Origin of the sequence: Marinobacterium mangrovicola (genome assembly GCF_004339595.1) — a bacterium.
In the GTDB taxonomy this organism is placed as follows: Bacteria; Pseudomonadota; Gammaproteobacteria; order Pseudomonadales; family Balneatricaceae; genus Marinobacterium_D; species Marinobacterium_D mangrovicola.
This window is the reverse complement of record NZ_SMFU01000008.1, coordinates 1-18247: the sequence shown is the minus strand read 5'-3', so window position 1 is coordinate 18247 and position 18247 is coordinate 1. Positions and strand designations below refer to the sequence as shown.

General features: G+C 57.1%; 15 protein-coding genes. 8 read left to right on the top strand and 7 right to left on the bottom strand.

All coding sequences use genetic code 11. The features are described 5' to 3' along the window. The first annotated feature begins 1 nt into the window (after nucleotide 1). On the top strand, nucleotides 2-1492 hold the full coding sequence (gene lnt, locus CLV83_RS08610; RefSeq protein ID WP_132290557.1) for an apolipoprotein N-acyltransferase: 1491 nt from the start codon (nucleotides 2-4) through the stop codon (nucleotides 1490-1492). On the opposite strand, the gene CLV83_RS08605 is transcribed toward lnt, so the two are convergent. Continuing rightward, nucleotides 1433-1990: a zinc ribbon-containing protein gene (locus CLV83_RS08605; protein ID WP_132290554.1), complete on the bottom strand. Its 558-nt coding sequence runs from the start codon at nucleotides 1988-1990 to the stop codon at nucleotides 1433-1435. The genes lnt and CLV83_RS08605 overlap by 60 nt on opposite strands. A gap of 107 nt (nucleotides 1991-2097) precedes the next feature. Beyond that, nucleotides 2098-3894, bottom strand: a complete 1797-nt coding sequence (locus CLV83_RS08600; RefSeq protein WP_165900268.1) for a substrate-binding domain-containing protein — start codon at nucleotides 3892-3894, stop codon at nucleotides 2098-2100. 247 nt (nucleotides 3895-4141) lie between these two features. Between CLV83_RS08600 and leuS the strand changes: the two genes are divergently transcribed. The 4 genes from leuS to CLV83_RS08580 are packed head-to-tail and all read left to right on the top strand — an operon-like array spanning nucleotide 4142 to nucleotide 8615. Continuing rightward, a complete protein-coding gene (gene leuS, locus CLV83_RS08595; RefSeq protein WP_132290548.1) occupies nucleotides 4142-6739 on the top strand; it encodes a leucine--tRNA ligase in 2598 nt (865 codons plus the stop codon). Between the two features lie 13 nt (nucleotides 6740-6752). Beyond that, nucleotides 6753-7238, top strand: a complete 486-nt coding sequence (locus CLV83_RS08590; RefSeq protein WP_132290545.1) for an LPS-assembly lipoprotein LptE — start codon at nucleotides 6753-6755, stop codon at nucleotides 7236-7238. Between the two features lie 7 nt (nucleotides 7239-7245). Further along, complete coding sequence (gene holA, locus CLV83_RS08585; RefSeq protein ID WP_132290542.1) at nucleotides 7246-8283, top strand: DNA polymerase III subunit delta; 1038 nt, start codon at nucleotides 7246-7248, stop codon at nucleotides 8281-8283. An 11-nt stretch (nucleotides 8284-8294) separates the two neighbouring features. Beyond that, on the top strand, nucleotides 8295-8615 hold the full coding sequence (locus CLV83_RS08580; protein WP_132290539.1) for a c-type cytochrome: 321 nt from the start codon (nucleotides 8295-8297) through the stop codon (nucleotides 8613-8615). Here CLV83_RS08580 and CLV83_RS08575 read toward each other — a convergent pair. From CLV83_RS08575 to glnA, 5 genes are all read right to left on the bottom strand, one after another. Beyond that, on the bottom strand, nucleotides 8585-8932 hold the full coding sequence (locus CLV83_RS08575) for a hypothetical protein (RefSeq protein ID WP_132290536.1): 348 nt from the start codon (nucleotides 8930-8932) through the stop codon (nucleotides 8585-8587). The genes CLV83_RS08580 and CLV83_RS08575 overlap by 31 nt on opposite strands. Before the next feature lie 17 nt (nucleotides 8933-8949). Continuing rightward, nucleotides 8950-9420: a tRNA (cytidine(34)-2'-O)-methyltransferase gene (locus CLV83_RS08570; protein ID WP_132290533.1), complete on the bottom strand. Its 471-nt coding sequence runs from the start codon at nucleotides 9418-9420 to the stop codon at nucleotides 8950-8952. A gap of 49 nt (nucleotides 9421-9469) precedes the next feature. Further along, nucleotides 9470-10906, bottom strand: coding sequence for a nitrogen regulation protein NR(I) (gene glnG, locus CLV83_RS08565; RefSeq protein WP_132290530.1), 1437 nt, complete (start codon nucleotides 10904-10906; stop codon nucleotides 9470-9472). Then, nucleotides 10890-11963 carry a nitrogen regulation protein NR(II) gene (gene glnL / locus CLV83_RS08560; RefSeq protein ID WP_132290527.1) on the bottom strand — a complete coding sequence of 358 codons (1074 nt, stop codon included), beginning with the start codon at nucleotides 11961-11963 and terminating at the stop codon, nucleotides 10890-10892. The genes glnG and glnL overlap by 17 nt, the downstream gene beginning before the upstream one ends. Before the next feature lie 271 nt (nucleotides 11964-12234). Beyond that, nucleotides 12235-13641 (bottom strand): glutamate--ammonia ligase, encoded by a 1407-nt coding sequence (glnA, locus tag CLV83_RS08555; RefSeq protein WP_132290524.1) that lies wholly within the window; start codon nucleotides 13639-13641, stop codon nucleotides 12235-12237. A gap of 407 nt (nucleotides 13642-14048) precedes the next feature. Between glnA and typA the strand changes: the two genes are divergently transcribed. From typA to dtd, 3 genes are all read left to right on the top strand, one after another. After that, a complete protein-coding gene (typA, locus tag CLV83_RS08550) occupies nucleotides 14049-15863 on the top strand; it encodes a translational GTPase TypA (RefSeq protein ID WP_132290521.1) in 1815 nt (604 codons plus the stop codon). Nucleotides 15864-15984: 121 nt separating this feature from the next. Beyond that, a complete protein-coding gene (pip, locus tag CLV83_RS08545; RefSeq protein ID WP_132290518.1) occupies nucleotides 15985-16935 on the top strand; it encodes a prolyl aminopeptidase in 951 nt (316 codons plus the stop codon). A 12-nt stretch (nucleotides 16936-16947) separates the two neighbouring features. After that, entirely contained in the window at nucleotides 16948-17385 is a 438-nt protein-coding gene (gene dtd, locus CLV83_RS08540) for a D-aminoacyl-tRNA deacylase (protein WP_132290515.1), read from the top strand. Nucleotides 17386-18247: the final 862 nt, after the last annotated feature.

The window sequence follows — 18247 nt, the reverse complement described above, 5'->3', positions numbered from 1 at the left end:
TATGCACAGGCTCAAAACCCTTCTGCCGGGGCTGGCGGCATTGCTGTGTGGCGCCAGCGCCAGCCTGGCGTTCGCGCCCTTCTCACTCCCCCTGTTTGCCATCCTTTCCGTCGCCGGCCTTTGGCTGGTATTACGGGAAGCCTCGCCAGGTCAGGCGATACGCCGCGGCTGGCTCTATGGGCTCGGCTTTTTCGGTGCCGGCACCTCCTGGGTCTACGTCAGTATTCACACCTACGGCAACGCGCCTGTACCGCTGGCAGCCGGGCTGACCTTTCTGTTCTGTGCGGCGCTGGCACTGCTTTTTGCAGGCCAGGCCTGGGCTGGCGCGCGCTGGTTTCGCGGCAAGAGCGCCTGGATCGGGTTTATCGCCCTCTGGTGGCTGTTTGAGTGGCTGCGCAGCTGGTTTCTTACCGGCTTTCCCTGGCTCTACCTGGGCTACGCCTGGACCGATTCACCTCTGCGCGCTCTGGCACCCGTTGCCGGGGTCTGGGGACTGACATTCCTGACACTGCTGGTTGCTGTAGGCACGGTCGAAAGCTTTCTGCAACGCAGAATCAGGCCAATCCTGCCCGCCACGCTATTGGTAGCCCTGACCCTGTTGCTACCCAGCCAATGGACCCTTCAGTCCGGCGACACCTTTAAAGCTGCCGTCATGCAACCCAATGTGCCGCAACTGGAAAAATGGAATCCGCAGCGCCGCGACGAGATTCTCAACCAGCTGATCGAGATGACCCGCGCACATCCAGAAGCGGAGCTGATTGTCTGGCCCGAAAATGCGATACCGGCGTTTTACTACCAGGTGGCCGACCAGATGCAGCCGCTGCTGAGCGAACTGGGCAGCCGCACCCTGCTCACCGGACTACCCACCACAGAACCGGACCCGGATGACGCCCAGCGCAGGCTTTATCACAACAGCGTGGCTGCTCTTGGCAATACACCCGGCGTCTACAACAAACAGCGCCTGGTGCCCTTTGGCGAGTATGTACCGTTGGAATCCGTGCTGCGCGGTCTGATCGAGTTTTTCAACCTGCCGATGTCGAGCTTCAGTCTGCCGCGCCAGCCCCAGGGGCCTCTGCAGGCAGGCCCCTACGAGCTGGGCGTGGCGATCTGCTATGAGATTGCCTATCCGGAACTGGTACGTGAGTCAGGGCAACTCAGCGATATTCTGCTGACGGTATCCAACGACACCTGGTTTGGCCGATCCATTGGTCCGGATCAGCATCTACAGATGGCGAGGATGAGGGCGCTGGAGAACGGCCGTTGGGTGATGCGAGGCACCAATAACGGTATCACCGCACTGATCGATCCCCAGGGACAGATCACGGCACAGCTGCCGGTGGATGAGGCAGGCGTATTGACCGGGGAAGTCACACCGATGCAGGGGCGGACACCTTATCAGATGACGGGTGTCTACCCCCTGTTGATGCTGAACTTACTGCTGCTGGCTGGCCTGCTGGTCTGCCGTATCCGTGCGGCGCAGAAACACCACTGAGCCGCAGCCGCAGGGTTCGATCACCGAGGTGGACGTCAGGCACTGAGCTTCGCCGCAGATCGCGCACTCAAGCGTACCGGGAATGGTGATTTCACCGGCGATATACTCGTTCTCACCGTGGTCTAGCTGTTCACGCAGCAACTCGAGCCCGACACGGGTCCGGTCTGCCAGATCCAGCAACCGATCCATCGCCGTCCGCTCCAGCACATCCAGGTCGAAGTGCAGCCAGGAAGCCACGCCGGCACCGGTTTCGTGAATGTAATAGCCAAGCTGCACCAGGTCACGACGGATGTAGGCCTTGAGCAGGTCCATCTCATCGCGAGTCATCTCTTCGGCCGCAAGCTCTATCTCGGCCGCTTCCTCTATCTGCTGCTGAATGAAGTCCCAGGAGTTCTCACCGGCCTTATCAAGCCGCTCGCGCAGCCGGTCGAGGATGCGATCATAGGCACTGGGCGCATCGGGAGAGTGTTTGGGGGATTTTTTATCATGGCTGCTCATCGGGGCACTCCTGTCGTAAACGCCTGTGGATCTATTTGTTATTCACAGTATACGCCGATTGAAGCAGAGCAAAGGTCTCAGGATCAATGAAGTGGTGCGCCAGACTCCTAGCGCAAAGCCACACCACTGTTATAGCCGCGCACCCAAACCTCCACCCGGCGGTTACGATCCCGCCCAGCGGCTGTCTCGTTGGAAGCTACCGGCACCTGATCACCCATGCCGTGCACCGCGACCACATTGATGCCACGCGCCAGCAGCTCGTCACGCACGATCTGGGCTCGCTGCAGCGACAGTTGGCGATTTCTTTCGCTCTCCCCCACATTGTCGGAGAAGCCGATCAGCACCACACTCTGGCCCGGGTTATTTTCAAAGAAGCGGATCACCCGCGACATATCTCGCTGCGCCTTGCTGTCGAGTACGAAGGTTCCACTTTTGAAGCGGAAGTTCAGTGAAAGCCGGCTGCCGCCACTGGCAATGTCCAGATACTCATCCGGCAGCTCTTCGTTGAGCGCTGGCTGGATACGACGGATATTCTGCGATACGAAGCCGGTTTCCCGGACCACCTCCTGCCCCTCTTCCGAACCGATAAATTCAACAAAGCGATGCGCCACACTGTCCAGCGGCAGGTTTGTCGGCTCATAGATATAGAGACGTCGAGTAAGCGGGTAATCCTCGGTAGAAATAGTAAAGCTGGTAGGGAAGACCGGCAGAGCACCCACCTCATCCGCCACTGCCAGCGCCTTGGCTCTGAGGACGTAGGGCAGACCAATAAAACCGATCGCTCCCGCCTCCTGGCTGACACGTTCGGAAAGCTCACTACTGGACTCCAGGCGGATCGCCTCTTCACTCAGCGTTGCCGCATGTTGTTTCAACACCATGGAGTTAAACGAGTCCCAGGTACCAGAATTACTGTCACGGCTGTAGATCACCACCGGCAGGTCCGGACCGCCCAGCTCGCTCCAGTTACTAACCTCGCCCGAAAACAGCTGCGCCAGCTGTTCCGTTGCCAGACTGTTCAAGGGATTTTCGGGATGAACAATAATCGCCAGTCCATCCATACCGATAACGTGTTCGGCATTCACGCTGCTCAGATCACCATATAACGGCTCCAGCGCCTGGCGCTCATTTTCCTTGATGCGACGGGATGCCATGGCCAGATCGGCCTGCTGCTTGGCCAATCCTTTGAAACCGGTGCTCGACCCGTGTGCTTTCAGCTCTATCCTCTGCGGCTCAGCACCCTCTTCGGTGCGGATAAGCATATCGCGCTCCACATCCGCCTCAAGCTGTTCAAGACTGATATCATTGATACCTTCCCGCTCCCAAAACGCTTCCAGTAGCGCCGGCGCCAGAGACTCTCCAATGGTGTTGGAGCCGTGCAGACGGAACAGGGTATCGACACTCGGCTCTGCCACGGCTGCATCAGCCTGCGGCTGAGCAGCCGCAACAGCGTTTACCGAGCGGGACACAGGTGCAGGCTCGGCATCACGTACCAAGCGCTGCGGCACCTCGCCAAAACCGGACAACAGCTCCCGCCCCATCAGGCCTATGCCCGCCAGAACGGCGACCAGAACGACAAACACCAGCATCAGGCCGGTGGAACGCTTCTTCGGCTTCACCACCACGGCTGGCTTTTTGGATGACGTGGTTTGGGCAGCATCCAAACTTGCATCCACATGATCTGCAGGCAGCTCCAGAGACTGGCCGATATCCAGAACGCCGGGAGTGTCCAGGTAGGGAATCAAAGACTTTAGCGCTGGCGACACCGAGGCTGAGGCAAGCCTTGCGACCACTGTTTGCCGGTAGGCTGGATCATCAATCAGCTGCGGCAGTTCAACCCGCTCGCCACCACTCTTTTCCAGCTCACGTTTTAACTGCCATAACAGATCAAATAGCGTCGTACTCACCTGGCCAATATCCCTAACAACCGGCGCCGCTCTCGTTGAACGCGCATTAAACAGGCCAGCGAGACTAGCGCATTTCGATTGCAGCCAGATTACAGTCCCGTGTACCTCCTCGCCCCTGTTGACAGCTGGGCGAATATTGTATGCTATGCGCCTTTCGTCTTTTTCTACGCCCCTGATCGACGCTGCCCCATTTCCAGCCCGTCGCGTTTCAGGCGTAGCCTTATTAAACGAGTTATTAGCGGCCAGAATGAACGAACAATATATCCCGAAGGACATCGAGACCAACGCCCAGCAGTTCTGGGTGGAGAATGACAGTTTCAAGGCGCAGGAAGACCACAGCCGTGAGAAGTTCTACTGTCTATCCATGTTCCCCTACCCCAGCGGCCGCCTGCACATGGGGCACGTGCGTAACTACACCATCGGCGACGTTATCTCCCGCTATCAGCGGATGCAGGGTAAAAACGTACTGCAGCCCATGGGTTGGGATGCCTTCGGTCTGCCGGCGGAAAACGCCGCGATCAAGAACAATGTTCCACCGGCCAAGTGGACCTACGAAAACATCGACTACATGCGCGACCAGCTGCGCCAGATGGGTTTCGGCTACGACTGGGACCGCGAGCTGGCCACCTGCCACCCGGAATACTACCGCTGGGAGCAGTGGTTCTTCACCCGTCTGCTCGAGAAGGGACTGGTCTATAAGAAAGAAGCCGAGGTTAACTGGGACCCGGTCGATCAGACCGTGCTGGCCAACGAGCAGGTCATCGACGGCCGCGGCTGGCGTTCCGGCGCCATCGTCGAGCGCAAGAAGATTCCGCAGTGGTTCCTGAAGATCACCGACTACGCTGACCAGCTGCTCGACGATATCGAGAAGCTTGAGCATTGGCCCGAGCAGGTGCGCACCATGCAGCGCAACTGGATCGGCCGCTCTGAAGGGGTCGAGCTGAACTTCCACGTTGACGGTTGGGGCGACCTGGACGTATTCACCACCCGCCCGGATACCCTGATGGGTGTGACCTATGTGGCTGTTGCCGCCCAGCACCCGCTGGCAATCAAGGCCGCCGCCGGTAACCCCGAGCTGGCTGCTTTCGTCGAAGAGTGCCGCCACACCAAGGTTGCCGAAGCCGACATGGCCACCATGGAGAAAAAGGGCATGGCCCTGGGTATCGAAGCGACACACCCTCTGACCGGCCAGAAGGTACCGGTCTGGACCGCCAACTTCGTACTGATGGATTACGGTTCAGGCGCGGTCATGTCCGTACCGGGACACGACCAGCGCGACTGGGAGTTCGCCAAGAAGTACGGTCTGCCGATCAAACAGGTTATCGCCCCGCTGTCCGGCAAGGTCGAAGTGGACCTGGACAAAGAAGCGTTCACCGAGAAAGGTGTGTTGGTTAACTCCGGCGACTTCAATGACCTGGAATTTGACGTGGCGTTCAAGGCGATCGCCAAGGAGCTCTCCAGCAAGGGTCGTGGTGAAGTGACCATTCACTTCCGTCTGCGCGACTGGGGTGTTTCCCGCCAGCGTTACTGGGGTGCCCCCATCCCCGTGATCAACTGCGCCAGCTGCGGCTCCGTACCGGTGCCTGAAGATCAGCTGCCGGTGCTGCTGCCGGAAGAGGTGGAGTTCGACGGCGTCGGCTCCCCGATCAAGAAGATGGACAGCTTTATCCAGACCGAGTGTCCGAAGTGCGGTGGCGCCGCCGAGCGCGAAACCGACACCTTTGACACCTTTATGGAGTCGAGCTGGTACTTCGCCCGTTACGCCAGCCGCTTCAGTGACAACAAGATGCTTGATCCGACCGCCGCCAACTACTGGCTGCCGGTGGACCAGTATATCGGCGGTATCGAACACGCCATTCTGCACCTGCTCTACTCGCGCTTCTATCACAAGCTGCTACGTGACGAAGGCCTGGTGAATTCGGATGAGCCGTTCACCCGCCTGCTCTGCCAGGGCATGGTGCTGGCGGACAGCTACTACTACGAAGACGACAACGGCGGCAAGGTATGGGTCTCCCCCACCGAGGTGGACATCGATACCGACGACAAGGGTCGCATCACTGCAGCACGCCGCAAGGATGATGGCCTGGCCCTGATCCATGACGGCATGTCAAAGATGTCCAAGTCGAAGAACAACGGCATCGATCCTCAGGTGATGATCGACCGCTACGGTGCCGATACCGTACGTCTGTTCATGATGTTTGCAGCTCCGCCGGAACAGTCCCTGGAGTGGTCCGACTCCGGCGTAGAAGGGGCCAACCGCTTCCTGCGCCGCCTCTGGAAACAGGTACATGACCACCTGAATGCCGGCGCACCGGTTAGCTCTGCGCTGAATCAGGCAGATCTGAATGACACTCAACGCGAACTGCGTCTGAAGGTGCACGAGACCATCCAGAAAGTCAGCGACGACATCGAGCGCCGCCAGACCTTCAACACCGCTATCGCTGCGGTGATGGAACTGTCTAACAGCATCGGTCGCTTTGTCGACGTCAGCGAGCCTGGCCGCGCGGTCATGCAGGAAGCGCTGGAAACTGCCGTGCTGCTGCTGTCTCCGATCGTGCCGCACTTCAGCCACGAGCTCTGGCAGCAGCTGGGTCACGACGGTGCCATCATCGCCGCAGACTGGCCGAGCGTAGACCAGAACGCTCTGGTACGCGCCTCCCTGGAGATGGTTGTTCAGGTCAACGGCAAACTGCGCGCCAAGATCAACGTGGCAGCCGATGCCGATGAAGATGTAATCCTCCACCTGGCGCTGGCCGAAGAAAATGTGCAGAAACATATGGAAGGCAAAACCCTGCGCAAGAAAATCGTGGTACCGGGTAAACTGGTAAACATCGTTGTTGGCTAGGCTGGGAGGCCCAATGCTGAAACTACGCGCCCCGCTCTTTGCTCTGGTTGCCTCGGTGCTGATCAGCGCCTGCGGCTTTCATCTCGCCGGTTACTACGAAGTACCGGAAGAGCTGCGCCAGGTAAACCTGGTGATTCCGGCCGACCGCCCCAGCGGCGTTCGGACCCACCTCACCAGCCTGCTGGAAATCAACGGTATCGAAATCACCGATACTGCCAACTACCGGCTTGAGGTGCTTGATGAGAACATTCGCCGCCGTAGCCTCTCTACCAGCATCAGAGCCGATACGGTGGAGTACGAACTGATCGGCACGGCGCATTTCAGCGTCAGCAACCGCGCCGGTGAGCTGCTGATCACCAACCGTGAAGTGCGTGCCGAGCGTGTTTTCAATAACAACGAAAACACCACCGCCCGGGATGCGCTGCAGAGTCAGATCGAACGCGCTCTGGAAGAGCAGCTGGCGCAGCAGATCGTGCGTCAGTATCTCAGTCTGAAATAACTCAGCGATGAAGCTCAAACCCGAGCAGCTTGGCAGCCAGCTCAAGCGCCAGCAGGAGGCGTTGCCGGTCTATCTGGTCACCGGTGACGAACCTCTGCTGTGCGGCGAGAGTATCGATGCGATCCGCGCGCACCTGCGCCAACTCGGCTTCACCGAGCGCGAAGTGATGCATGTGGATGCGAGTTTCAGCTGGGATAGTCTGCTGGAAAGCGCCAACGCCCTCTCCCTGTTTGCCGAGCGCAAGATTATCGAAATCCGCCTCGGCAGCCAGAAACTCAATAAAGCCGCCAGCGAATTGCTGCAAAAGTACCTCGCCAACCCGGCACCGGATAACGCCCTGCTGATCATCTGCGACCGTATGGACCGCTCCGTTAAACAGAGCGCCTGGTTCAAAAAGGTTGAGCAATGCGGCGCGGTCGTAGAGGTCTGGCCGATCGAGGCCGATCAACTGGTGCAATGGCTGGGCCAGCGCGCCGCCAGCCAGGGCGTTCAGCTGGAGTCTGAAGCACTACAACTGATGGCGGACCGAATCGAGGGCAACCTGCTGGCTGCACGCCAGGAGCTGGATAAGCTGGCCCTGCTCTACCCAGGACAACGCCTCAGTGCCGAGCAGGTGATAGAAGCGGTCAGCGACAGCTCCCGCTTCGATATCTTTGCACTAACCGATGCCGCCCTGCAGAGCGATGCCGGACGCTGTCAGCACATCCTTCAGGTACTGCGCCAGGAGGGTAACGAACCCCCGGTGGTGCTCTGGGCACTGACACGGGATATTCGCATGCTGCACAGGGTCATCCGTGGTGTAGCCAACGGCCAGGCCTGGGATACCCTGTGTCAGCGGGAACGGATCTTCGGCAAGCGCAAGAATCTGGTCCGCAATGCCACCCGCAGACTCAGACCTGAACAGCTTGAACAGTTGCTGGACCTGGCCTCGGAGGTGGATATGGCCATCAAGGGACAGCGCTCCGATGATCCCTGGCTGCTGCTTAATCAGATCACGCTCTCACTGGCCGGCTGCCAGCTCCCCTGGCAACGGACCCTGGATTAAGCCGACCTACTATGGTTGCAAGGCACTTCGTTCTGATACCCGGCCTCTTGATCCTAGCGGCCTGCGACAGCAAGGATCCCACCCGCCTCAGCCAGGGCGATGAGCTCTACGAATACTACTGCGCTGGCTGTCACGAAGAGCGAGGGCTGGGTCGGCATCTGGAAAAGCTACCGCTCAACCAGCGCAAAATGCAGGAGTACGAGATCGTTTTAATGCTAACGCAGGACTATAGCGGGGAGCATCCGACCTTCTCCCTGCCGCAACTAAGCAACGCCCAGGCAGACGCCATCGCTGGTTACACCTATGCGCTGCCTGGCTCCGCTGACAACTGATCCTTTACCGCATCCCTGAGGCTGTCTCCCTCTCCACGTTCAAGCAGCGCGCGTACCTGGTCAGCGGGGATCGGGACCACCGCCACCAGCGCGTCCGCTGGTACCTGCCAGATCTCGGAAAACGGCTGTATCAGCCGATCGGTCAGCATCACCAAAGGAGTCTGCTGAAACTCCAGCGCCAACAGGTTAATGCGCTGCTCCGCACAACTCTCGAAGGAGACCGCCCGTCCGTCATGGGTCACGCCACTGAGGCGAACCAACGCGCCACTGGCATCCTTTTCCGGTATCAGACGGTTGATTATCAGAACCTGCTGCATCAGTTTACACTCCCACATCAACCGGATTTTCCCACGCTGCTTCCCGCAAATCCCAGCTGCCGCCAGGCTTCAAATACAATGACCGCACAGGCATTGGAGAGGTTCATACTGCGACTCCCATCCAGCATCGGCAACCGGAGGCTGTCATACTTTTCCCTTACATCCTGCGGTAATCCGCGGGTCTCAGGCCCCAGCAGCAGAATATCACCGGCACTGAACTGAGCCTCGGTATAGCAGCGATCGGTTTTCGTAGTCAGCGCCCAGACCCGTTCAGGCTTTATCGACTCGACACAGGCGGCCAGGGTCGGCCAGGTACGCACTTCGGCATACTCGCGATAATCCAGGCCAGCACGACGCAGACGTTTGTCATCGAGCTCAAAGCCGAGAGGTTCAATCAGATGAAGATGGAAGCCGGTATTCGCGCAGAGGCGGATGATGTTACCGGTATTGGGGGGAATTTCTGGCTGGTAAAGTACGACGTTTAACATGTTATCCGGCTCCCGAACTCTGGGAGCCGGATCTTAACCCGTGACGGACTTAGTCGTCACTGTCCTCATCACCCATATCTTCGCTGTCCATGCCCAGCTCCTTGATCTTGCGGGTCAGGGTGTTGCGCCCCCAGCCCAGCAGCTGGGCCGCATCGCGACGGCGACCGGCTGTGTGCTTTAGCGCTACCTCGATCATCACTTTTTCGAACTGAGGTACCGCTTCATTAAGGATACCCTGCTGACCACGGGTCAACTGCTGATCGGCCCAGAGACGCAATGCCTGCTCCCAGCTGCCACTAACCGGAACACCCTCTTCCTGGGATTCGATCAGTTCGGTGGGCAGATCGGAGATCAGAACCTCACGCCCCGATGCCATGACAGTCAACCAGCGGCAGATGTTTTCCAGCTGACGCACGTTACCCGGCCAGGGTAGATCGCAGAGGAACTGCTCGGTATCGGTCCTGAGCATCTTCGGTTCAACCGCCAGCTCTTCAGCGGAGTGGGCCAGGAAGTGGCGCGCGAGACGCGGAATATCTTCGCGGCGCTCAGCCAGCTTGGGAATGTGAATACGAATAACGTTAAGGCGATGGAAAAGGTCTTCACGGAAGCGCCCCTCTTTCACCAGGCGCTCCAGGTTCTGGTGCGTCGCCGCGATGATACGCACGTCCACCTTAACCGGGGTATGTCCCCCGACACGGTAGAATTCGCCATCAGCCAACACGCGCAGCAGACGGGTCTGAGTGTCGGCCGGCATATCACCGATCTCATCCAGGAACAGGGTGCCACCATCCGCCTGCTCAAAGCGGCCACGGCGCGCAGCCTGGGCACCTGTAAAAGCGCCCTTTTCATGACCGAAGAGCTCGGACTCGATCAGATCCTTGGGGATCGCCGCCATGTTCAACGGAATAAACTGCCCGGATGCACGGGGACTGTGGCGATGCAGCGCATGCGCTACCAGCTCTTTACCGGTACCCGATTCACCGTTAATCAAAACCGTGATGTTGGAGTGTGACAGGCGACCGATTGCGCGGAACACCTCCTGCATTGCGGGCGCTTCGCCGATAATTTCGGCGCTGGCGTCGACCTGCTGCTCGGTCACCTTTTCGCGACGCTCATGGGCATGCTCAATGGCACGCTTTACCAGAGCTACAGCCTCGTCCACATCAAAAGGCTTGGGCAGGTATTCAAACGCACCGCCCTGGTATGAGGCCACTGCACTGTCCAGGTCCGAATGGGCCGTCATGATAATAATCGGCAGATCGGGGTTCACCTGCTGCAGATGATCGAGCAGTTCAAGACCACCAGTACCCGGCATACGAATATCGCTGACTACGGCGTCTGGCTGCTCACGCTCCAACCGACGCATAAGATCATCCGCACTTTCAAAAACCTGGGTCTCCACCCCCGCCGAAGACAGCGCCTTTTCCAGCACCCAGCGAATTGAACGGTCGTCATCGACAACCCAGACGTTACCTGAGGTTTTCATGATTCTGCTCCAGCGGTATAAACAATTGGAAGCGGGTCTCGCCCGGCTCCGTGTTGCATTCGATCAACCCATGGTGACGGTTAACAATGGACTGGGCGATCGACAGACCAAGCCCTGAACCATCCGCTCGTCCGGTCACCATGGGATAGAAAATGGATGTGAGAAGGTCTGAGGGAATACCCGGTCCGTTATCGATAATTTCAACGGAGCACACCAGCCGGTGGCGCTCGGTACCCAGGGTAATCTGACGCAAGGCACGGGTGCGCAGAACAATCTGGGGCTCTGGCGTTTTCGCCTCCTGCAGCGCTTCCATCGCGTTACGCGTAATGTTCAATGTGGCCTGAATCAGCTGCTCGCTATCCCCCTCAAACTCGGGGATGCTCGGATCGTAATCACGCACCAGTCGAATCTGGCCGCCCGACTCAACCTGAATCAGACTGCATACCCGCTCCAGGATCGCATGGATATTCACCAGCTCTATATTCGGTAGTTTGTGCGGTCCCAACAGGCGGTCCACGAGATTACGCAGGCGATCGGCTTCTTCGATAATGATGCGGGTGTATTCGTGCAGACTTTCATCTTCCAGTTCACGCTCCAGTAACTGCGCGGCACCACGAATACCGCCCAGCGGATTCTTGATCTCGTGAGCCAGTCCGCGCACCAGTGTGCGGGCAGTCGCATGGCGGGTGAGAATCTCCTCCTCGCGTTCAATCCGGATCAGGCGATCCCTGGCCTGTATCTCCAGCAGAAGACCAGACTGGGGAACCGGGTTCACACTGTAGTCGACGATCAGTTCCTGGCCGCTCTGGGTAATCAGCCGCGCTTCACGCTTACTGTAGGGGTGACCGCTATCGAAAGACTCACGAAGGACTTTAAGCTCCTCTTCGCTGGGAGATAGCCACTCCTCGATCGGGCGGCTTTTCAGACGCCGAAGGGTCGCCTCAAGGAGCATTTCGGCGGCGGGGTTCATGTACTGAATGCACAGCGACTCGTCGAGCAACAACACCGACGAGGTCAGGTTATCCAGGATCTGTTTATGTGACTGTTGACGAAACATCTACCCGCTCTATCTAGTTCAATGTCGATCAATTATGCAAGTTAAGCGCCAACTAATGAGTGCCCGCTAAAGCGCCACAACTGCGCATATTCGGAGCATCACTGTACAGGACACTAAATCAGAGGACTCATATTGCACCATAAATGTGCAAACAAGAAATATACACGCACTTCATACTGGCACTCGTTTTACCCACCAGCAGACGTGAAAAAATGAAGTGATAAAAAAAAGACCTCCCGAAGGAGGCCTTTTCGAAGACAGAAAGTCTTACTTATACGGAGTAGTACAGGTCGTACTCAACCGGGTGAGTAGTCATGTTGACGGTAGCTACTTCTTCACGCTTCAGCTCGATGTAAGCATCCAGCATGTCGTCGGTGAATACACCACCCTTGGTCAGGAACTCACGGTCAGCTTCCAGAGCGTCCAGAGCTTCAGCCAGAGTTTCGCAGACAGTCGGGATTTCAGCCGCTTCTTCAGCCGGCAGATCGTACAGATCCTTGTCAGCTGCATCGCCCGGGTGAATCTTGTTCTGGATACCGTCCAGACCAGCCATCATCAGAGCAGCGAACGCCAGGTACGGGTTAGCGATCGGATCCGGGAAGCGAGTTTCGATACGACGGCCTTTCGGGCTGGTGACGTAAGGAATACGGATGGAAGCAGAACGGTTACGGGCAGAGTAAGCCAGCATTACCGGAGCTTCGAAGCCAGGTACCAGACGCTTGTAAGAGTTGGTGCCCGGGTTGCACAGTGCGTTCAGCGCTTTAGCGTGCTTGATGATACCGCCGATGTAGTACAGGGCAGTTTCGCTCAGACCAGCGTAAGCGTCGCCTGCAAAGATGTTAACGCCATCTTTGGACAGGGACTGGTGAACGTGCATACCAGAACCGTTGTCGCCAACGATCGGCTTCGGCATAAAGGTAGCAGTTTTGCCGTAAGAGTGAGCAACGTTATGTACGCAGTACTTCAGGACCTGTACTTCGTCAGCCTTGGCTACCAGAGTGTTACCGGCAACGCCGATTTCACACTGACCAGCGGTTGCTACTTCGTGGTGGTGTACTTCAACTTCCAGACCCATAGCGGTCATGGCGTCGCACATAGCGCCACGCAGATCATGCAGGGAGTCAACCGGGGGAACCGGGAAGTAACCGCCTTTGACGCGCGGACGGTGACCGGTGTTACCACCTTCGATCTTCATAGAGGAAGACCAGGCAGCTTCTTCAGAGTTGACGGTGTAACCGCAACCGCTCATGTTGGTGTGCCATTCAACGGAGTCAAATACGAAGAACTCCGGCTCAGGACCGAACATGGCGCTGTCAGCGATACCAGTAGACTTCAGGTATTCTTCTGCGCGCTTGGCAACAGAACGCGGGTCACGCTCGTAGCCCAGACCAGTCATCGGCTCAACGATGTCGCAACGCACGATAACGGTAGCATCTTCAGCAAACGGATCCAGCAGAGAAGCGGAATCATCCGGCATCAGGATCATGTCGGAGTCGTTGATACCTTTCCAGCCCGAGATGGAAGAACCATCGAACATTTTGCCTTCTTCGAAGAAGTCTTCGCCAACTTCGGTAACCGGCAGGGTCAGGTGCTGTTCCTTACCTTTGGAATCGGTAAAACGCAGGTCGACCCAGCGTGCTTCGCTTTCTTTAATGAGATTCAGAGTTTTCTCTGACATGTGACTCTCTCCACTCGATGAATTTGCCAGACGCTTAATTCTGTTTCAGTCGCCCGTTTTTCCAACAGGCTAACCATGCCGCATTTTAAAGCAACATACATGCCAGCACCTAAATTGTGCTCCCACCCCATGAAATCGGGCACGAAAAACCGAGCCCCTGAGCCACAAAGCACCATATTAGTGCCAAATAAACACTAACGCACCAATATAGAACACAATCAACCGCTATGCTGACCCTCTGCGCGGCGACATTTCGATCATACCTCAAGGTGCGGCAGCGGTCTCTGATAGATGACCTCAAATGAGCTAAATGCCGCTATCCCTCTGCTAATGTTCAGACAGTAATCGATTGTTCTCCACCCCTTGCGTATAATGCTGGCCTTTAGAATCAAACCAGGTATATCCGTGTGATCGAAAAACTCAGAAATATCGCCATTATCGCGCACGTCGACCATGGCAAAACGACCCTTGTCGACAAACTTCTCCAGCAGTCTGGCACTCTTGCACGCCGTGACGAAGGCGCCGAGCGCATCATGGACTCCAACGATCAGGAGCGTGAGCGCGGCATTACCATTCTGGCGAAAAACACGGCTATCGGCTGGAACGATTATCATATCAACATCGTCGACACCCCGGGACACGCCGACTTCGGTGGTGAGGTTGAGCGCGTACTCTCCATGGTCGACTCCGTACTGCTGCTCGTCGATGCTGTCGACGGCCCGATGCCGCAGACCCGCTTCGTAACCCAGAAAGCCTTCGCTCGCGGCCTGCGCCCGATCGTGGTTATCAACAAGGTTGACCGCCCCGGCGCACGCCCTGACTGGGTGATGGACCAGGTCTTCGACCTGTTCGACAACCTCGGAGCAACCGATGAGCAGCTGGACTTCCCGGTGGTTTACGCCTCCGCACTGAACGGTATCGCCGGTAACGATCCGGAAGAGATGGCTGAAGACATGACGCCGCTGTTCGAAGCGATCGTCAAACATGTTGAGGCGCCCAAGGTTGACGTTGACGGCCCGTTCCAGATGCAGATCTCTGCCCTCGACTACAACTCCTACGTCGGTGTTATCGGTGTTGGTCGCGTCACCCGTGGCCAGATCAAAACCAACACCCAGGTCAAAGTCGTCGATCGTCACGCCAAAACCCGCAGCGGCCGTGTTCTGAAGATCATGGGCTACCATGGTCTTGAGCGTGTCGAAGTGGCTGAGGCCCAGGCGGGCGACATCATCTGTATCACCGGTCTTGATGAACTCAACATCTCCGATACCCTGTGTGATCCAGAGCTGATTGAAGCGCTGCCGGCTCTGACCGTTGATGAGCCGACCGTCTCCATGACCTTCCAGGTCAACGACTCCCCCTTCGCCGGTAAAGAAGGCAAGTTCGTTACCAGCCGCAACATCATGGACCGCCTTGAGCGCGAACTGATCCACAACGTGGCTCTGCGTGTTGAGCCCGGCGAGACGCCAGAGAAATTCAAGGTATCCGGCCGTGGCGAGCTACACCTGTCGGTGCTGATCGAGTCCATGCGCCGCGAAGGCTTTGAGCTGGGTGTATCACGTCCTGAAGTTATTCAGAAGGAGATCGACGGCGAAATCCAGGAGCCTTACGAACTGGTGATGATCGACGTTGAAGATCAGCACCAGGGCTCTGTTATCGAAGAGCTCGGCCAGCGCCGCGCCGAAATGACCAATATGGAAGTTGACGGCAAGGGCCGTGTGCGTCTGACCTTCATGGTCCCTTCACGTGGCCTGATCGGTTTCCGCAGCCAGTTCCTCACCATGACCTCCGGCACCGGTATCATGACCTCGGTGTTTGACCACTTCGGTCCGTTGTTCCAGGGCGATATGGTATCGCGTAACAACGGCGTCCTGGTCTCCATGGTTGATGGCAAAGCGCTCGGTTACTCGCTGTTTAACCTGCAGGAACGCGGCCGTCTATTCATCGACCCGAACATCGAGGTTTATGAAGGCATGGTGCTGGGTATCCATAACCGCTCCAACGATCTGGTAGTCAACCCGATCAAGGGCAAACAGCTGACCAACGTACGCGCCTCTGGTACCGATGAAAACATCGTACTGACTCCGCCGATTAAGTTCTCCCTCGAGCAGGCGCTGGACTTCATCGAAGATGACGAGCTGGTCGAAGTGACGCCGGAGAGCATCCGCATCCGTAAGAAGCTGCTCAAGGAAAACGAGCGCAAGCGTGCAAACAGCAAGAAGTAAAACCTACTTCTAGTATGACCAAGGGGCAGCATTCGCTGCCCCTTCTTGTTTCACCCCCTGTTTTACCCACCACCAGCCGTCTTATACTGAGAGCTCCAGCCAGCAGACATGGAGAGCCTCAATGCGCACCCTCTACCCCGAAATCCAGGTTAATCAGGAATACCTTCTTGAGGTCGGACAGGGTCATCGAATCCATGTCGAAGAAAGTGGTAATCCTAGCGGCACCCCCGTTCTGTTCATTCATGGTGGGCCTGGAGGAGGTTGCTCCCCCACTCATCGCCGCTTCTTCAATCCTGAGAAGTACCGCATCATTCTGTTTGACCAGCGCGGTTGTGGACGCTCAACGCCCCATGCAAGCCTGAGCGACAACACTACCCAGGCATTGGTCTGTGATATGGAGCAGATTCGTGAACACCTGGGTATAGAGCAATGGCTGCTCTTCGGCGGCAGCTGGGGCTCCACCCTGAGCCTGATTTATGCACAGACTCATCCGAAGCGCGTTTGCGGGCTGATCCTCAGGGGAATTTTTCTTTGCCGGGAACGCGATATCCGCTGGTTCTATCAGGATGGCGCGAGCTTCGTCTTCCCCGATTTCTGGCAGGACTATCTGGAGCCGATTCCAGAGCAAGAGCGTAACGACCTACTCACTGCCTATTATGAACGACTCACCTCTGATAACGAGTTGGTGCGCATGGCCGCTGCGAAAGCCTGGTCAGTCTGGGAGGGACGCTGCTCAACGCTGGATCCGAACCCGGAGATTGTCGATCACTTCGCCGACCCGCACTTCGCCCTGGCTATGGCCAGGATAGAGGCTCACTACTTTATTAACGGCGCATTCATAAGGCCAAATCAGATCCTGGAAGATGCCGACAGATTGAAAGATATACCACTCACCATAGTGCATGGCCGCTACGATATGGTCTGCCCGGTGGAGCAGGCCTTTGCACTGCAGCAGGCCGCACCACATGCGGAACTCCACATTGTTCGTGATGCGGGGCACTCCGCCTTTGAACCAGGCATAAGCGATAACCTGGTTCGTGCCACTGACCGATTTGCTGAAAGCCTCGCCTGACAGAGAAAAGAGATGAAAGGACTGATTCAACGCGTTAACCATGCCTCCGTTCGTGTAAGCGGTGAAGAGATAGGCTCAATCCAGAAAGGCATTCTCTTACTGTTGGGTGTAGACAAGGAAGATGACCAGGCGAAGTCAGATAAACTGCTCCATAAGGTAATGAATTACCGCATCTTTCCCGATGCAGACGGCCGCATGAATCTGAGCCTGGCTGACACCGGCTACGAAATGCTGGTGGTATCCCAGTTCACCCTGGTCGCCGATACCCGTAAGGGTATGCGTCCCGGCTTCTCCCGGGGCGCTCCTCCTGAATTGGGCGAAGCCCTTTATAAGTATTTCGTCGCCAGGGCTGAGGAGTCCGACAACCGCATACAGACCGGTGAGTTCGGTGCAGATATGAAGATCACGCTCGAAAACGATGGCCCTGTCACGTTTATGCTGGAAAGCTAAGACCACTGCAGTAGCAGCCACTCTAAAGCCTCGCATGAAGGCAGCCGTAAAATAGGATTTTTTCCTATACAAACCCTTTTCATTATCCGTGAAAATAACCATCGAGGGTCGCAAGGATGCGTGTGAGATGACTGGATGCATGCCCTCTCTTACTTCATGGATGACGTAAGACTGGAAAGGAAGCCTGACGGGGCCCGTAGCTACACGGAAGTGTACCGGGCCTCTCCTTTTTAAGCCGCTCTGGTCATTTCATCACTTCCGCTCTTCTCCAATATTCCTCACTGCCTGGATGATTCATCTGAGGCGCTGTATCGCCTGATTAGTGGAGCGACGTCCTCATCGCGCTTTGCCGACTGGCTTTGATTTATCCACAGTGCTGGCTTCAATCGGCACCAGGGCGTACCTCCTGCTCTGGAGCCGTGGCGGGAATGCTTATCGTAGGAGGGGCGCCCTCGCCCTGATTGCTCTTAGGGTTATGCGTAGGTCGTTCTCTGCGTGGAAAAGGCTATGTGGATGAACTGCGTTCATCGCGAGCGATGGTCCTAAGCGTCGGAGCGTTGACTGTCATAAGTCGATGGTGAGGAGCTGAGCTTGGCTGAAGGGGGAACAGCGATGACCTGCTTTAGGTGCCTGCCTTCCGGGGCTTATTCTGCCAGCGTTCGGAAGTAGCTTAAAGGATGACCTACAGTGATCAGAAGCGCTGCTTCTGACCCTACGGGCGTCGGCGTAGCCGACGTCCAAACCTGCACCTGCGGTGCATCGGTTTGTCACATGGGCCTGTGTAGTAAGGGGCGGCATCGCCGCCCAATACGAAAAAACCCCAGTACCAACGGTACTGGGGTTCTTCGTATTAGGTGCCTGG

What these genes read in the sequence shown, in the direction of transcription:
- glnG (WP_132290530.1), bottom strand. Translation starts at nt 10,906, where the DNA reads ATGAAAACCTCAGGTAACGTCTGGGTTGTCGATGACGACCGTTCAATT.
- glnA (WP_132290524.1), bottom strand. Translation starts at nt 13,641, where the DNA reads ATGTCAGAGAAAACTCTGAATCTCATTAAAGAAAGCGAAGCACGCTGG.
- CLV83_RS08575 (WP_132290536.1), bottom strand. Translation starts at nt 8,932, where the DNA reads ATGCAGCAGGTTCTGATAATCAACCGTCTGATACCGGAAAAGGATGCC.
- glnL (WP_132290527.1), bottom strand. Translation starts at nt 11,963, where the DNA reads ATGTTTCGTCAACAGTCACATAAACAGATCCTGGATAACCTGACCTCG.
- leuS (WP_132290548.1), top strand. Translation starts at nt 4,142, where the DNA reads ATGAACGAACAATATATCCCGAAGGACATCGAGACCAACGCCCAGCAG.
- CLV83_RS08570 (WP_132290533.1), bottom strand. Translation starts at nt 9,420, where the DNA reads ATGTTAAACGTCGTACTTTACCAGCCAGAAATTCCCCCCAATACCGGT.
- lnt (WP_132290557.1), top strand. Translation starts at nt 2, where the DNA reads ATGCACAGGCTCAAAACCCTTCTGCCGGGGCTGGCGGCATTGCTGTGT.
- pip (WP_132290518.1), top strand. Translation starts at nt 15,985, where the DNA reads ATGCGCACCCTCTACCCCGAAATCCAGGTTAATCAGGAATACCTTCTT.
- holA (WP_132290542.1), top strand. Translation starts at nt 7,246, where the DNA reads ATGAAGCTCAAACCCGAGCAGCTTGGCAGCCAGCTCAAGCGCCAGCAG.
- CLV83_RS08590 (WP_132290545.1), top strand. Translation starts at nt 6,753, where the DNA reads ATGCTGAAACTACGCGCCCCGCTCTTTGCTCTGGTTGCCTCGGTGCTG.
- dtd (WP_132290515.1), top strand. Translation starts at nt 16,948, where the DNA reads ATGAAAGGACTGATTCAACGCGTTAACCATGCCTCCGTTCGTGTAAGC.
- CLV83_RS08580 (WP_132290539.1), top strand. Translation starts at nt 8,295, where the DNA reads ATGGTTGCAAGGCACTTCGTTCTGATACCCGGCCTCTTGATCCTAGCG.
- CLV83_RS08605 (WP_132290554.1), bottom strand. Translation starts at nt 1,990, where the DNA reads ATGAGCAGCCATGATAAAAAATCCCCCAAACACTCTCCCGATGCGCCC.